Origin of the sequence: Acinetobacter sp. CIP 101934 (assembly GCF_000369585.1) — a bacterium.
Classification (GTDB): domain Bacteria; phylum Pseudomonadota; class Gammaproteobacteria; order Pseudomonadales; family Moraxellaceae; genus Acinetobacter; species Acinetobacter schindleri.
The window spans coordinates 1,114,645-1,130,315 of record NZ_KB850094.1 but is presented as its reverse complement, the minus strand read 5'-3'; the positions used below and the strand labels follow the sequence as shown (position 1 = coordinate 1,130,315).

Genomic DNA, 15,671 nt, shown 5'->3' with positions numbered 1-15,671 from the left:
GACATTTATGGATATGATTGCTGCAAATGCCAAAATTGATTTTTCACAGGTCGATTTCGTCAGCCAATGTCTAAAAGTTTTAGCCAATCCTGATCGTCTGAAAATCTTATGTGTTCTGGTCGACGGGGAAATGAATGTTCAGAAAATTGAAGAATCTACCGATATTCATCAACCTACACTTTCACAACAGCTGACTGTACTGCGTAAGGCCGACATGGTTGGCACCCGACGTGAGGGCAAACAGATTTTCTATCGTCTGAGTGATCCCAAGGTCTTGAGTCTGATGCAAAAGCTGTACGAGCTGTATTGCGCCCAGCCCTCTTCTTAGCGCAGCCAAAAAGAAATGATCAGAAGCAGTCCGCTAAAAGCAGTAAACAGATTTAGCCATACGGGATACTGGGTGTAATAACCTTCAATAAATTCCAGCGGTCGCAGTGATGTCAACCCCCGTCGATATTGCAGGATTGAGGCGAAATTCACCAACATACCAAATACAATCACCGCAATTCCCAACCATTGTGAATAAGCTATTTTCTGTGCATAAGTGTCTGGGTCCACCAGTTGCACTAGCAGGTTGGATTTTTCAATCACAAAACCAAAAGCAATTAATGCCAAACCACTCCGGTTCCACGCCAGAGCGGTTCGTTCCAAAGCAAGCAGTACCCGTGGATCATCCAAATTTGACATATCTTATCTGCTCTTCATACTTAGCCTTTCCATCAATGTAAATCTGGACTCTCAATCATGTATAGACGTTTTAAGTAAAAAATAACTTTTTCTATCATATAGTTAAAATCTTATTGTTCAAAAATATCTTTGACATCCCTCGCCAAGCCTTGAGTAGATTTAAATTCACCCTGGTTATTTTTCCAGGCCATCGACGGTGTGGAGAAAAAGCCGTATTTCCCCATTAGGGCCTGGTTGGCATCAATTTTTGCAGCAATTTCTGCAGGAATCTTTGCCATTTTCTTGAGCTGCTTTTTGCCTTTATTCTTGTTTATATCATTAAAAACTGCTGCTGGATCTTTCGACATTAACAATGTTGCCACCTGACCACGGCTTTCTTCACGGATCACACCGACCTGAATATGACGCAGCTGTACCTTGCCTGATTCGACCCAAGGCCGAGCCGCCTGCCAGAATTTATAGCAATATGGACAATTCGGATCGGAAAAGACATAAACCACTCGTGGTGCATCCGGCTTGCCATCCTGAATCCAAGTCGATTTTTCCAGGGTTTTCCAGACGTCGTCCAATACCGCTTTTTTCATATGCTTTTCAATCTGTTCATTGGACAGGCTTTTCCCTTGCGCATCAAACAGTTCGCCCTTGATATAGTATTTATCATCATTGGAGATAAATACCGTATTGGAGTACTGGTCTTCATGCCCCACCCAGCCGGTCATTCCTTGTGGTGCCGGAATCTGTTTTACAAACACAAAACCCTGTTTTTCAATATTCTGTTTAATATTTGCCTGCGTGTGCATGCTCATGATCAGAAACATGCCTGCACCAAGCACCTGGTTAATTTTATTCATACTACGTCCTTCCGTTTTTTAAGGTTGATCTGAAATCCTGTTTAAATATTGCTGCAACATGGCCGGACTGAGTTCCCCCATATGCCGCTCGACCAGCTGACCTTGAGCATTAAAAAACAGCGTCGTTGGCAGGCCGAAACTATTCAGCTGCTGGGGTAGTTCACCATATGGGTCCAGCAGGACATGTTTAAATTGAAACTGATGTTTTCTTAAATAGGCATTTACGGTGGCTACCTCCTCACCCTGATTGAGCATGACAAAATTCACTTGAGGATGCTGCTTGGCTGCTTTAGCCAACACCGGCATTTCACGGTGACACGGCGGACACCAGCTCGCCCACATATTAATTACCGTGGGCTGGCCAATGAACTGGCTGAGTGGAATCTTGTCTGTACCCAGATGCCCCTGTTCTAGCCCACCAAAGGCTAGATCAGGAAACGCCGCTTCAGTTTTTAGACTGGATTTGAATGCGAGCCCAAGCCCGATCCAAATTATAAAGATGATCAACAAGATGGCTTTGAATCGGGTCTGCAACTGTCTGTTTCGAATGACATACCACAAAGCACAAATCAGCACCCCTCCCCATAAATGGAAACCTTTGTCCTGGATTTTCAGTATGTCGATGGGTGCTGCAAAATACAGCTCGGCATTAAGCAGGACAAAAACAAGACGCGCACCCAGCATCCCCAGCAAAAAACTGCTCCAGAGCAAATCCTGACTTTGTCCAAGCAGCTGTTTAGACCATGAATACTTTCTGGCTAATCCAAACAGCACGGCAGATAACAGCATCAAGCCAGTGGCAACAATTATGAGTGTCCAGGGCAACATCAAAGGTCCCAGATGCAATGCATCACTGGAAATCATCATGGTTGCTCCCCTTGCAGTTGCTGCAATGTGTCTAGTAAATGTGCCGCACTAAAGCTTCCGGTCAAACGCAACTCGCGCTGCTCCTGATGCGCTGCATTTAAAAATATAAAGGTGGGTGGACCCAGGATTTGCCATTCTTTTAGCAGCTCATCCTGACTTGGATGATAGTGAGTCAGGTCTAATTTGATACGAACCACATTTTGTAAAGCCGTCTGGACATCACTACGTGGAATCACTTCCTTTTCAATCGGTTGACAGGCCACGCACCAGTCTGCATAGACATCAATCACCACCGGCTGTGCAGGATGTTTGGCTAAAACCTGTTGCAATTGTGCGGCTGTGCTGACCTTCTGCCATTCAAGCCGTGATTCTACATGGGCCACCTGTACCTGACTCCAGACATGATAGAGCTGCATGCCTCCTGCATAGACCAGTAAACCACTGAGCAGCATCAGGACTATTTTCAATACAGACCGATGCACATGGGGCAGCATCTTGAACAAGAAATAACCTGAACAGGTGATCAGTACCACACCCAAAAGGCTCAGGTATAAAATGCCGGGCAATAGAGGGCGGGCAAAATACAAAGCCAAGGCCAGCATGACAAAGCCAAAACTAAACTTCAGGCGATCCATCCAGATGCCAGGCTTGGGTAAAAGATGAGATCCAAATACGGCTGCAATAAATAGCGGCAAGCCCAGCCCAAGGCCTAAGACGAACAGATAACTGGCTCCCAGCATCGGTTGATTGAGCTGAGACACATAGATTAAGGCACCGGCCAACGGTGCACTCATACATGGCCCGACAATCAGTGCGGCGATCATACCCATAAGACCAGCACCAATCAGCGTGCCACCCTTCTGCTTTTGCTGCCATTGATCCAGACGCTGTAACATTCCTTGGGGTAAGGACAGCTGAAATGCTCCGAACAGATTAAGCGCGAACAAAACAAACAGAATGCTGAAAATACTGATGAATACCGGACTTTGAAACCAACGCTGAAAACTGTAACCAAGCTGTGCCACAGCAAATCCCATGACCGCATAGACCAGTGCCATACCCAAAACAAAGACCAGCGCAATCAGTGCAGCACGGTAACCTCGGTGCTGCTGGACCAGAATACCCGTTAAAATTGGAATTAAAGGTAAAGAACACGGTAAAAATGCCAGCAGAATGCCAAGCCCGAGAAAAATCAGGGCATTAATTAACAGACCTTGTTCCGACAGCAAACTTAAAAAATACTGGTCATTGTTCCATTGGCTATTCATGCCTGCTGACGAAGTTTGATTTTTAGAGTCTGCAATGAGCTGGTCATTTTTCTCTGTTAATTCCACCTCAGGCTGCACCATAGGTTCAGAAACTGCAGCGACTTGTATTTCCTCTACCTTTTCTTCGGTCAGTGCTTTATCTGTACTTGGAGTCTGCTCTATAGCTTGGAGCTCATCTTTCTGAGCATTCAGAATTTTTTCGTTTGCTTCTGGCTGTACAGTACTGGCCAGCAGGTTTGGGGTTTTGCTCAAGTTTTGCGCTGGAAATAAACCATCTGCATCAGTTTTTATTGTGGTACGTTGCACCGGATAACATAAACCGCTTTCTGCACAGCCCTGCCACTGCACCACAAACTGCTGGTTGGGCTGCACATTCATATTGCTTTTGACTTGCCCATAATGCACCTGGGTCAAACCGAAATTGGGGTCGTCTTTGTCTTCGGGTTTGGGCAGTGCCAACTTGACTGGGATCTGCTGATGAGACACTTTAAGCTGGTCATGATACAGATAATAACCATCTGCGATTTTCCAGCTAAGCTCTGCCTGATCCTGACTTGTAGAAACCACCTGAAACTGAAATGCCTGATCTGGTGATAAAAAGTCTGCATGTGCAGTTCCCGTCATGATTCCACCGCCAATCACGGCACCCAATATCCACTTCAACATCCAGCTGATCTCCTCCTGTTAGGACTGCATTATTGAAAAACTAAAATTAAGGCAACATTAACAGCCCAAATCATTTATAAAATAATGGCAGTTTGATCAGGATGTTCTATGTTTATTGTATTGGTTGAGGATGATCCCTATATCGCACAGAGCATTTGTGCTGCTCTGAACTATCTGAATTTTTCAGTGGAGCATGTCAGTCACGCACGTGCTGCAGATTATTTTATCCGGCATAGTGCAGTCGATTTGTGTTTACTGGATTTAGGCCTGCCGGATCAGGATGGCCTGGAGTTGTTGCATAGCTGGCGACGCGACCAGATTGATCTCCCAGTACTGGTATTGACGGCGCGGCTACGGACCGATCAATGTGTTCAGGCCCTGAATGCCGGTGCCGATGACTATCTGACCAAACCCTTTGAACTGGAGGAGCTGATTGCCCGGATTCATGCCCTCACCCGTCGCCACCGCGGCTTTGCCTCCAATACCCTGCAATTTGATGAACTGGTTCTGAATCGGGATACCCAGACTGTGATCTATCAAGACCAGACCGTGAATTTATCTCGCCGTGAATTCAGCCTGCTGGAAACCCTGATGAGCCACCCCAACCAGATCCTGAAAAATGAACAGCTTATTGACAAGCTCTATGGTTTTCAGGACTCTATCGAGAGCAACGCCCTGAATGTACACATTTATCACCTGAGACAAAAACTGCATCCAGATTTAATTCAGACCATTCGTGGTGTGGGATATATTTTCAAACCGTTTGAGCAGCGTCATGTTTAGTCACAGCTTGAAATGGCGTTTGGTCATGAGTCTTTTGGCCGTGTTTATTGTGCTGTGGAGTGCAGTATTTTCATGGCTGTATATTGACCTGAAACAGCGTTTACAAGACACACTGGATCAACGCTTATCGGCATCTGCACAAATGGTTGCCCGGCTGATTCAGCAGTTACCGCTGGATAGTCTAGGGGATGCAACCTTATCCAAATTAGCCAAGAATGATGATGCAAACCAGTTAATTGCCTGTGAAGTTTCTCTTTTTAGCTCTGACATCTCGTTAGGTAATCAAGTGATTGCCAAAACACGCGGTGCCCCCCAAAATTTAAGCCAGCGACCAGAAGGATTCAGTACCTGGCAGCAGGGTGATACGGAATGGCGCAGTTATGTCCTGCGTCGTGGCGATATTCAGGTGGTGGCGGCAGAACGCATGTTCTTGAGGGATATGCTACTACAGCAGATTCTGCAGTCCGTACTGGTTCCCTTGGTCTTCTCACTGCTGATCTGTATTGCCTTGATCATCTTTATTATCCGCAGACAGTTCCGGCCTTTGGATCAGCTCAGTCAATACCTGAACCAGAAAAACCTCAACTATTCACAGGCGGCAGATTTTTTAATGCAGCTCAAGCCTGCAAGCATCCCTCAGGAAGTACAGCCTTTTGTCAACAATTCCACGCAGTTGATTCAGAAACTCAATGACAGTCTGCAACAGGAGAAAGCCTTTAGTGCCTATGCTGCACATGAATTACGCAGTCCCCTGACCGCAATTAAAACCCATGTACAACTGGCCCAGCTGATCGGTCAGCAGCAGAACCTGCCTGAATCCATTCAGCACAATTTGCAGCAGGCCAATGAGAGCATCCGGCGTTATACGCTGTTACTCGAGCAGCTTTTATTGCTGACCCAATCAGAAAACAGTATCCAAGCAATGTCTGAAGCCATCTGGCTTCGCCCCACGCTTGAGAAGGTGCTTGCAGACTTAAGTACACGCTATCCTGAAATTAATGAAAAAATACAGGTGGACTGGGAAAGTCTAGGCGAAATTCAGCTACCTGAATTTGTGCTGTATACGGTACTGAAAAATCTGCTTGAAAATGCACTGCTGCATGCACAGGCTACCCATATCTGGATTTCCATGCAGTCTCATGGCCTGGTGATTGAAGATGATGGACAACAACTTACAGCCAAGGATATCCAACATTTAGGACAACGCTTCTGGCGAAAATCTGCTCAGCAGCACGGCCATGGTCTGGGACTGGCATTGGTTAAAAGCTTGCTAGGTAATTATCAATACCACCTTGGATTTCAGCAGCGTCAGCCAGTAGGACTGACCATCAAAATTCGACGATATATTCAAAATTAATTTGAATTTAATAGATCTCTTTTATAAATCAAAAAATGATCGTGCTATTTATCTTTAAATGGATACTAAAAGTGCCTTCTCTCTTTGGGATAAGAAGCACTGCCTCGCAACAGGATGAGGGGGTGGAAAGCTCTTCCTAAGGAGCCTGTTTCGCAAATCTTCTATAAGGAGAAGGAACTGTCTTGATAGTGATTAAACATAATTTATGAAAGAACTCTAATAATCATGCAAACAGAAAATAAAATTCCCCCTAAAGCTGAAATTTTATTTTCTGTTATTTAAGTTTGAGCACTTGCTCCCATGAGGATCAGTATCAATACATAGATCAAGATTTTCGCCAGCTGGCAGCTTTATTATTTTGTCCAGATGAAGTTCTGCTTTTTTAACCTCTATAGTGGTTATAGCGGCCAATTGACTTAAACCACATGTAATCCCATTCACCATGCAAAAAAAGGTGTAGGTTTTAGCTTTTGGCACTTTTTACTACTTTGTCACTGTCAATCTATATCAGTTGTTTATATGTCCGCATATTCTAATTTATTATATAATTCAATTACCTATACCCGTAACTCAAAATATCCAGGCAATAAAAAAACCCCAGTCATTGACTGGGGTTTTTCGTATCTGGCGGAAGCGGTGAGATTCGAACTCACGGAGGGGTATAAGCCCTCGTCGGTTTTCAAGACCGGTGCATTAAACCGCTCTGCCACGCTTCCATGTGCGCCATCATACGGAGCTTTTTCTCACCTGACAAGTGAAAATTACAGTGAATGCAATCAACTGCATATAGTTTCATCAAATCCTTACAATCTGGCTGCCAGTTCAGCACCTTCACGAATCGCGCGTTTGGCATCCAGCTCTGCCGCCAGTTTGGCACCACCAATAATATGATACTTAGCTATAGTTTTTTGACCTTCAACTGGCATGATTTCTTTCACTGATTCCTGACCGGCACATACCACAATCGTATCTACGCGTAGCAATTGGTCATGTCCATCCACTTCAATCCATAAGCCTTCATCAGTAACCGACTTATACTGCACACCCCGCAGCATACGTACACCATGTTTTTTCAATTGTGCGCGATGTACCCAGCCTGTGGTTTTGCCTAAACCCGCACCAAGTGGTGTGGTTTTACGTTGAAGCAGATAAATTTCCCGGACTGGTGCTTCAACCTCTGCAGGCTGCATCCCCCCTTCCGTTACATAATTTGGATTTGGATCTACTCCCCATTCACGCTTCCATTCCTCTACAGGCATTGGCTGGGGTTGCAATGGCGGTTTTAGCAAAAATTCAGATACATCAAAACCAATCCCACCTGCACCAATCACGGCAACTCGATCTCCGACAGATGCTCCATTCAACACTTCGGTATAGGACAAGACCTGTGGTGCATCACTACCCGCAATCTTCAAGGCGCGTGGTACAACGCCAGTCGCCACAATCACCTCATCAAAACCTTCACGTTCCAGCTGTTCACGATTGACCTTGGTATTCAGACGTAATTCAACCCCAGTCTTTTCTATTTGAACCTTGAAATAACGAATGGTTTCATGAAATTCTTCTTTACCCGGCACTACTTTTGCCAGATTGAACTGGCCACCAACATCGTTCGTTGCTTCAAACAGGGTCACCTCATGACCACGTCCGGCAGCCACCGTTGCCGCTGACATACCTGCAACGCCACCACCCACAACGGCGATCCGTTTCGGTTTTTTGGTTTTTACATAAACCAGTTCAGTTTCATATCCAGCACGCGGATTCACTAAACAGGTAGCACGCTGGTTTTTAAACGTATGATCCAGACAAGCCTGGTTGCAGGCGATACAGGTATTGATCTCATCAACACGGTTGGTCGCTGTTTTATTGACCCAGAAAGCATCTGCCAGTAAAGGACGTGCCATTTGCACCATGTCCGCCTGCCCTGATGCCAGGATTTCTTCAGCAGTATCTGGCATATTGATACGATTCGATGCGATCACCGGAACAGTAACATTTTTCTTTACTTCTGCAGTGTACTCGACGAAAGCAGCCCGTGGCACAGACGTAACAATGGTTGGAATACGTGCTTCATGCCAGCCGATCCCGGTATTAAGTAAAGTAATTCCGGCCTTCTCTAATGCTTTAGCGACGGTAATGACTTCCTGCATGGTATTGCCATCATGCACCAGATCCAGTAAAGACAGACGGAAGCAGATAATAAATTTTTCACCAATCTCGGCCCGAATCGCTTTGACAATTTCCACCGCAAAACGCATCCGGTTTTCGATCGAACCACCCCAGCGATCATTGCGCTGATTAACATGACGACTCAGGAACTGGTTAATCAGGTAACCTTCTGAACCCATGATTTCCACACCATCATAGCCGGCTTTTTTTGCCAGACTGGCAGTTTTTACATAGTCCTGAATAGTATCCAGAATCTGTTTTTCTGAAAGCTGGCGTGGTTTAAAAGGAGAAATCGGTGACTTGATTGGACTCGCTGAAACCACAAAAGGTTGGTAGCCATAACGGCCGGCATGCAGGATCTGCAACAGGATTTTGGCACCATGCTTATGCACGGCATGGGTTACCAGTCGATGCGGAGCAATATCTCCCAAGGTATTCATGGTCCCACCTGCAGGCAGTAACCAGCCCTGACGGTTTGGAGAAATACCACCCGTGATGAGCAGCCCTACCCCACCTTTGGCACGCTCGCCAAAATAAGCTGCCAGTTTGGGATAATTATAGAAACGATCCTCCAGCCCGGTATGCATTGAACCCATCACCACCCGGTTTTTAATCGTGGTAAATCCCAGATGAAGCGGTTTTAAAATATTCGCATAACGAGTCGTTGTCATGGCTATTCCCTTTGATGATGGCTTTGCAACTTGTTGCATATTACTCTAGCGTGTTTTTTATTTTTGTTTATGGCATTTTCACAAAATTATTGCTTTCTCAGGTCAACTCAGGCCTCCCACTGTTTCGCCGAGCTTTTCCATAATGCAATTGCCCCCAGTACTGTTCCTACAGGAAAACTCAACAGCATCAGCACCGCCATAATTCGGGAAAGTGTACGTCCCTCGCCCTGACCTTTCTTAACTTTCAGAGCTGCCTGAATATTGAAATAGATCAATACCAGCATTAATAGAATGACAAATCCCAGGCTGATGGTTGAAGCGGTTCTTTGCTGAGATTCAAGATAAAGAAATACTGCGCCACTAAAGATCAACAGGCCGGCATAAATGCCATGCAATACAGACAAAGTCTGATTACGCTCATGTAGTCGTGGCAGCTGGGCGGGGTGATACTTGAATTCATAAGAGACTCCTAAAAACTTGTTATTGTTGGTTTTATCGTATCAGGAACAGATCATGATCTCTACTTGGCATATTAAACCCCAAGACTGGATTTAAATCAGCAATTTTTCGATCTATTGCAAGATTCGTACACCCTGTATTTTTCCAATGTTTTATAGATAAAAAAATGCAGTGCGAGCACTGCATGAGATAGGCCAGATCATATTTTTATTGTTGTTATTCCCAGTTTTTCTGCTTATTTCCAATATTTCAGCTTTGAGCTATGCCCAATCCCAACATTAAAACTATTGGTCGGGTCCAGCTTCTGGTAATGATTTTTTAATGCCGGTTTGGCAATGTAGAGATGCCCTACATTATGTTCAGCCGGATATTCCGCACCACGATCATCCAGCAGCTTCCACATGGCATGTTCCATTTTCAGCGGATTAACCCCTTTTTTCACGATATAATCCTGATGGAATACATGGCACAGGAAGTGACCATAATAAAGTTTATGTAAGATCTGCTCCTCCATTTCCTGTGGCAGGGTTTCTACCCATTGGCGGTCATTCCTACGCAGCGCAATATCCAGCGCCACAATATCTTCTACTTCACTTAAATGAGTATCACGATAACGAATTGCTGCACCTGCTACGGCAAAACGGTGCAGAAATGCCTTACGTCCTTCGTCTTCGGTGCAGAGAAAATAGTTCCCGTTAGGATGGGTCTTAAAGTAGCCTTCAAAGAAGGCCTGTACCTGTGCCACATCCTGATTTTCAATTCTGAGAATCAGATGATGCTCATACAGATCACGGTACTCATTCATGCGTTTTGGCAAGTGTGATGGCAGCATTTTACTGATCATTTGCAAAATTTTGTCACTTAAGCCACGTAGCCCCATTTTCTGCAATATCCCATCAACCTTGTCTTTCATGGCAAATGCGGCAGGCACTTTGGCAGTACCAAATTTTTCAATGAACATAAAAGTGTCTTTGCCGTATTCCGCACCGATGTCATAAGCCACACGGTGAATATATTCTCCAGCAATCGGCAGACCTGGCAGATCTTTGAGCAGAAAGCGACGGATTTTTGTTAGATCATCCTGTGAGTTGGTGCCAACATAGAACACCTGACTCGGGATTTTTTCAAAAGTATCCAGACGTACTGCAAAAACACACACCTTGCCAGCAGAACCAGAGACTTCAAACAGACGGCTTGGATCAGCATTGAAGCGTGCCGGAGTATCAGCATCGACCTGACGCACATCCTGACTATAACGATGATCAGATGCACAGCGATGTTCCTGCTGCTGGATATCCTGCTCGTTATATTGTTTCTGCTCCAGATTTTTCAGAATCTCTTCCGGACTATGACCCAGATGGATACCGAGATGATTCACCAGCTCCAGTTCGCCATGTTCATTCACACGCGCATATAATGCCAGTTCAGTATAGGCCGGCCCTCGGCGAACCAAGGCTCCACCGGAGTTATTGCACACGCCACCCAGCACCGAAGCACCAATACAGGATGAACCAATCACCGAATGCGGTTCACGGTTAAATGGCACTAACTGTTTTTCCAGTGCATCAAGTGTTGCACCCGGCAAACAGATAACCTGTTTGCCTTCCTGGATCACCTGAATACCTGTCAGACGGCGAGTACTCATCACAATCACTGGACGGTCATATTCACCAAACGGCGTTGAACCACCAGTTAAACCGGTATTGGCTGCCTGCATAATTACGATACAGTCTACTGCAACAGCAATTTGCAATACTTGCCATTGTTCCAGTAATGAACCTGGAGTGACGACCGCAAACACCTCACCTGAACCATAACGCCGGCCCTGCCGATACAGACGAGTATCGTGATCGTCCGTCAACACATGTCGCTGGCCGACCACAGCGACCAGATTGTTTAAGGTCGCAGTAGGGTCAAATGAGTTTTGCATAGTAGAGCCCCGTTTCATTTTTATAGCTATCTTTTTATAAAATTAGCCATAAGCATGTTTTGGATTTTTAATCTTGAATAGATGAAATAGCAGTAATTATGTAGTTCCGAATTGCTCTAGGATGACCACGATTTAGAGTGGTCATCCTGATTGGTTTTATTGTGAAATTTCGCGATCGAGCCTTACCAGACAATCCTGTGTAATGTCAGCAATGGTCTTGGCACCTGTTAAGGTCATGGCAACACGCATTTCCTTGTCGATCAGATCAAGAAGGTTGCTGACACCAGCCCCGCCTGCAGCACCCAATGCATAAACGAAGGCCCGACCGAGCATACAGGTGTCCGCACCCATTGCCAGCATACGCACCACATCCAGACCATTACGGATACCAGAGTCGACCAGGATTTTCAGTTCACCTTTTACCGCATCAGCAATTGGTGGCAAGGCACGTGTGGTGGATAACACACCATCTAGCTGACGACCACCATGGTTGGATACTACAATGCCATCCGCACCGAAACGCACAGCGTCTTTAGCATCTTCAGGATCCAGAATCCCTTTGATCACCATTGGACCATCCCAATAGTCACGGATCCACTCCAGATCTTTCCAGGAAATAGACGGATCAAAGTTGGCACCCAACCAGCCGATATAATCTTCAAGGCCTGTCGGTTTACCAAGGTATTTCGAGATATTACCCAAGTCGTGTGGACGACCCATTAAGCCAACATTCCAGGCCCAGTGCGGATGCATGCAAGATTGCATATAACGGCGCATCGCTGCATTTGGTCCACTCATGCCAGAATGCGCATCACGGTAACGTGCACCCGGCACTGGCATATCCACGGTAAAGACCAGCGTTGAACAACCCGCAGCTTTGGCACGTTCCAAGGCATTTTTCATAAAACCGCGGTCACGCAGGACATAGAGCTGGAACCACATTGGGCGCTGGATCGCTGGTGCCACTTCTTCAATTGGGCACACAGATACCGTCGACAAGGTGAATGGAATACCTTTTTGGTCTGCCGCAACTGCTGCCTGTACTTCCCCACGGCGTGCATACATACCGGTCAAGCCTACAGGTGACAAAGCCACCGGCATCGAAAGGGTTTCATCAAATAATTTAGTTTCCAGACTTAGTGCTGACATGTCATTCAAGACACGTTGACGCAGCGCTACTTTTGATAAATCTTCTACATTGCGTTTCAGCGTGTATTCTGCATAAGCCCCACCATCAATATAATGAAACAGGAATGGTGGAAGACGACGTCGTGCGGCTTCACGGTAATCATTTGCAGAAGAGATAATCATAATTTAGATCCTGTTTAATCGGCTCATACGTTGCTGACGGGCTTCATCCTCATCAATCGTGCGTACTTGCTGAATGACAAACTCAATGTGTCCACAAACTGCCTGACGTGCAGCTTCTGGATCTTGACGCTCAATTGCGACCATCACCTTAAAGTGCTGGTCCTGCAACTGATCAAAACGGTGGGCCTCGGAATAGACTTTGCGTCGTCCGAGTACCACATTAAATTGCAACAGGTCGAACAGACTGCGCATCAACTGGATCAGCACCACATTATGCGATGCTTCGGCAATCGCAAGATGAAAACGGGCATCCGCGCGAGCTGCCTCATCGTCATCACCCAACAGCTGATAGTGCGCAATCTGGTCGTAACACTGTCTGATTTTTTTTATATCATCGGGTGTGGCGCGCTGTGCCGCATACCAGGCTGTACCGCCTTCCAGAATCAGACGAGACTCCTGAACATCAAAACGGTATTCAGGATCGACATCCATCAGGTCACTTAAAGGCTGCACAATATGATGCTGTGACCAGTGATTCGGCAGTTCCTGCAAATAAGTACCGGCACCAACACGGCTCACCAGCATGCCCTGGCTAACCAGATGCTGCAGCGCTTCTCGCAACGAAGAGCGCGACACACCTAACTGTTCACATAATTTACGTTCTGCGGGCAAACGGTCCCCGACCTGCATATGATTTTTTTCAATCAGATTACGCAGACTTTGTACGACTTTATCAGAGACTTTCATTGCACCGCCCTCAGTATGGTGTTATGGAATCATCCATGGGAACACATAAGCTTGTAAGGTGATAATGATACCGATCATCACCGTGAAGGTGATACTGTGTTTTACGGTAAAGCGGAATAAATCCGATTCTTTACCGACAAGACCTACTGCGGCACAGGCAATTGCAATCGATTGTGGTGAAATCATTTTACCGGTTACACCACCGCTGGTATTCGCAGCCACCAGTAATACTTCAGGCACACCGATCTGCTGGGCCGTAGTTGCCTGTAAAGCCGAGAACAATGCGTTTGCTGAAGTATCAGACCCTGTCAGGAATACACCGACCCAACCCAGGAATGGCGAGAAGAACGTGAATGCTTGTCCTGTATGTGCCAAGGCTAATGCCAAGGTTGCCGATAAGCCTGAGTAATTGGCAATAAAAGCAAATGCCAATACCATACCAATTGAGTAAATCGGTGTTTTCAGCTCATTTACCGTTTCAGCAAAGGTCGCTACAGCTTCTTTCGGTTTCATTTTCAGGTAAATGATGGTGATGATTGCAGCGATCATGATCGCTGTACCCGTCGCCGATAACCAGTCAAATTTATAGATCGCGTCGTAATCTTTCGCTTCAGCGACCACCGGCGGCAACTTTTGAATCATTTGATGCAGGAAAGGCACTTTAATAGAAATTACTAAATCACTTAAAGCCCCATCTTTGGCAAACAGATCTTTAAATGGTTTGATGCTCCATAAAGTTACCATGGCAGTCAGTACCGCAAATGGCGACCACGCTTTAATAATTTGACCGATGCTATATTTTTGCTGGCTTGCCAAAGCAATATTGCTATCGACTTGTTTTTCATTATCAAAACGGAAAATATGTTTTGGCTGCCAGAACTTGAGTAATACCGTTAAGCTCACCAAAGATGCAATCGCTGCAGTGATATCGGGTAATTCAGGACCCACATAGTTAGCAGTCAGGAACTGCGCCAGGGCAAAAGAACCACCACCGACTAAAATTGCAGGCCAGGTTTCTTTCACACCACGCCAGCCATCCATGATTGCCATAATCCACACCAGTACAATGGGTACCATGATTGGCAATTGACGTCCTACCATCTGGCTGATTTCCATGGTGTCTACGCCTGATACCTGACCAGCGACAATAATCGGAATTCCCATCGCACCAAAAGCCACAGGTGCTGTGTTCACAATCAGACATAAACCCGCGGCATACAGTGGTTTAAATCCAAGACCTACTAATAACGCAGCAGTAATTGCAACCGGTGCGCCAAAGCCTGCAGCACCTTCCAGGAAAGTACCAAAAGCGAAGCCAACCAATAACATTTGCAAACGCTGGTCTTCGGTTAATGACAGGATCGATGAGCGAATAATATCAAATTGACCGGTTTTCACTGAAATCTTGTAAAGGAATACTGCTCCAATAATAATCCAGGCGATCGGCCATAAGCCGTAGAAGAACCCATAGACCATGGAAGCCAATGCCATAGTGACTGGCATTTTGTAGAGGAACATTGACACCAGAAATGCCAAAGCCACAGTAATCGTTCCAGCTACACTGCCCTTCATTCTGAAAACAGCAAGAGCAAGGAAAAAGAATACGATTGGAATGAGGGCGATCGCACTGGAAATCCAAATATTTCCGATTGGATCGTAGATTTGTTGCCACTGTTGAAGCATTCTCTACTCCTTGAAATGCTTGTTTGTTATGTCATTACAGGACATGTCCAAAAGATTATTGGTATGACCAATTTAACATTAAACAGACCAATATCGGTCTTTGAGGTAGCTAAAATTAATAAAATATTTAAAATACCGCAACAGTTAAATCATTAAAATATAATTGGTATGACCAATTTTTTATATTAAAAGATGGAATTCAATATGAGCGAAAGCTAAGCA

General features: G+C 45.5%; 13 protein-coding genes and 1 tRNA gene. 3 read left to right on the top strand and 11 right to left on the bottom strand.

The window, feature by feature from the left end:
• The first annotated feature begins 7 nt into the window (after positions 1-7).
• Positions 8-328 (top strand): ArsR/SmtB family transcription factor, encoded by a 321-nt coding sequence (locus F899_RS05765; RefSeq protein ID WP_005221397.1) that lies wholly within the window; start codon positions 8-10, stop codon positions 326-328.
• Here F899_RS05765 and F899_RS05760 read toward each other — a convergent pair.
• The 4 genes from F899_RS05760 to dsbD all read right to left on the bottom strand — a co-directional run bounded on the left by F899_RS05760 (position 325) and on the right by dsbD (position 4,339).
• Complete coding sequence (locus F899_RS05760) at positions 325-687, bottom strand: YidH family protein (RefSeq protein WP_005221395.1); 363 nt, start codon at positions 685-687, stop codon at positions 325-327. The two genes, F899_RS05765 and F899_RS05760, sit on opposite strands and share 4 nt — an antisense overlap.
• 110 nt (positions 688-797) lie before the next feature.
• Positions 798-1,538 (bottom strand): thiol:disulfide interchange protein DsbG, encoded by a 741-nt coding sequence (gene dsbG, locus F899_RS05755; protein ID WP_005221385.1) that lies wholly within the window; start codon positions 1,536-1,538, stop codon positions 798-800.
• 18 nt (positions 1,539-1,556) lie between these two features.
• Entirely contained in the window at positions 1,557-2,405 is an 849-nt protein-coding gene (locus tag F899_RS05750; protein ID WP_005221383.1) for a TlpA disulfide reductase family protein, read from the bottom strand.
• The gene (dsbD, locus tag F899_RS05745) at positions 2,402-4,339 is read right to left on the bottom strand and encodes a protein-disulfide reductase DsbD (protein ID WP_005221382.1); all 1,938 of its coding nucleotides are present in this window, start codon (positions 4,337-4,339) and stop codon (positions 2,402-2,404) included. The genes F899_RS05750 and dsbD overlap by 4 nt, the downstream gene beginning before the upstream one ends.
• A 108-nt stretch (positions 4,340-4,447) precedes the next feature.
• Here dsbD and F899_RS05740 point away from each other — a divergent pair, with 108 nt between their 5' ends.
• Positions 4,448-5,122, top strand: a complete 675-nt coding sequence (locus F899_RS05740) for a response regulator (protein ID WP_005221381.1) — start codon at positions 4,448-4,450, stop codon at positions 5,120-5,122.
• Positions 5,115-6,479 carry a sensor histidine kinase gene (locus F899_RS05735; RefSeq protein WP_005221380.1) on the top strand — a complete coding sequence of 455 codons (1,365 nt, stop codon included), beginning with the start codon at positions 5,115-5,117 and terminating at the stop codon, positions 6,477-6,479. Before F899_RS05740 ends, F899_RS05735 begins: the two co-directional genes overlap by 8 nt.
• Before the next feature lie 625 nt (positions 6,480-7,104).
• Here the strand turns inward: F899_RS05735 and F899_RS05730 are convergent.
• The 7 genes from F899_RS05730 to lldP all read right to left on the bottom strand — a co-directional run bounded on the left by F899_RS05730 (position 7,105) and on the right by lldP (position 15,449).
• Positions 7,105-7,195: transfer RNA gene (locus F899_RS05730), tRNA-Ser, on the bottom strand.
• Between the two features lie 87 nt (positions 7,196-7,282).
• A complete protein-coding gene (locus tag F899_RS05725; RefSeq protein ID WP_005221379.1) occupies positions 7,283-9,319 on the bottom strand; it encodes an NADPH-dependent 2,4-dienoyl-CoA reductase in 2,037 nt (678 codons plus the stop codon).
• A gap of 107 nt (positions 9,320-9,426) precedes the next feature.
• Positions 9,427-9,723, bottom strand: coding sequence for a hypothetical protein (locus F899_RS05720; protein WP_005221378.1), 297 nt, complete (start codon positions 9,721-9,723; stop codon positions 9,427-9,429).
• A gap of 290 nt (positions 9,724-10,013) precedes the next feature.
• Positions 10,014-11,708, bottom strand: coding sequence for a D-lactate dehydrogenase (gene dld / locus F899_RS05715; RefSeq protein ID WP_005221375.1), 1,695 nt, complete (start codon positions 11,706-11,708; stop codon positions 10,014-10,016).
• 156 nt (positions 11,709-11,864) lie between these two features.
• A complete protein-coding gene (lldD, locus tag F899_RS05710; protein WP_005221367.1) occupies positions 11,865-13,019 on the bottom strand; it encodes an FMN-dependent L-lactate dehydrogenase LldD in 1,155 nt (384 codons plus the stop codon).
• A 3-nt stretch (positions 13,020-13,022) separates the two neighbouring features.
• Entirely contained in the window at positions 13,023-13,766 is a 744-nt protein-coding gene (gene lldR, locus F899_RS05705; protein WP_005221366.1) for a transcriptional regulator LldR, read from the bottom strand.
• A 21-nt stretch (positions 13,767-13,787) separates the two neighbouring features.
• Complete coding sequence (gene lldP, locus F899_RS05700) at positions 13,788-15,449, bottom strand: L-lactate permease (protein ID WP_004810658.1); 1,662 nt, start codon at positions 15,447-15,449, stop codon at positions 13,788-13,790.
• Positions 15,450-15,671: the final 222 nt, after the last annotated feature.

What these genes read in the sequence shown, in the direction of transcription:
- F899_RS05765 (WP_005221397.1), top strand. Translation starts at nt 8, where the DNA reads ATGGATATGATTGCTGCAAATGCCAAAATTGATTTTTCACAGGTCGAT.
- F899_RS05760 (WP_005221395.1), bottom strand. Translation starts at nt 687, where the DNA reads ATGTCAAATTTGGATGATCCACGGGTACTGCTTGCTTTGGAACGAACC.
- dsbG (WP_005221385.1), bottom strand. Translation starts at nt 1,538, where the DNA reads ATGAATAAAATTAACCAGGTGCTTGGTGCAGGCATGTTTCTGATCATG.
- F899_RS05750 (WP_005221383.1), bottom strand. Translation starts at nt 2,405, where the DNA reads ATGATGATTTCCAGTGATGCATTGCATCTGGGACCTTTGATGTTGCCC.
- dsbD (WP_005221382.1), bottom strand. Translation starts at nt 4,339, where the DNA reads ATGTTGAAGTGGATATTGGGTGCCGTGATTGGCGGTGGAATCATGACG.
- F899_RS05740 (WP_005221381.1), top strand. Translation starts at nt 4,448, where the DNA reads ATGTTTATTGTATTGGTTGAGGATGATCCCTATATCGCACAGAGCATT.
- F899_RS05735 (WP_005221380.1), top strand. Translation starts at nt 5,115, where the DNA reads ATGTTTAGTCACAGCTTGAAATGGCGTTTGGTCATGAGTCTTTTGGCC.
- F899_RS05725 (WP_005221379.1), bottom strand. Translation starts at nt 9,319, where the DNA reads ATGACAACGACTCGTTATGCGAATATTTTAAAACCGCTTCATCTGGGA.
- dld (WP_005221375.1), bottom strand. Translation starts at nt 11,708, where the DNA reads ATGCAAAACTCATTTGACCCTACTGCGACCTTAAACAATCTGGTCGCT.
- lldD (WP_005221367.1), bottom strand. Translation starts at nt 13,019, where the DNA reads ATGATTATCTCTTCTGCAAATGATTACCGTGAAGCCGCACGACGTCGT.
- lldR (WP_005221366.1), bottom strand. Translation starts at nt 13,766, where the DNA reads ATGAAAGTCTCTGATAAAGTCGTACAAAGTCTGCGTAATCTGATTGAA.
- lldP (WP_004810658.1), bottom strand. Translation starts at nt 15,449, where the DNA reads ATGCTTCAACAGTGGCAACAAATCTACGATCCAATCGGAAATATTTGG.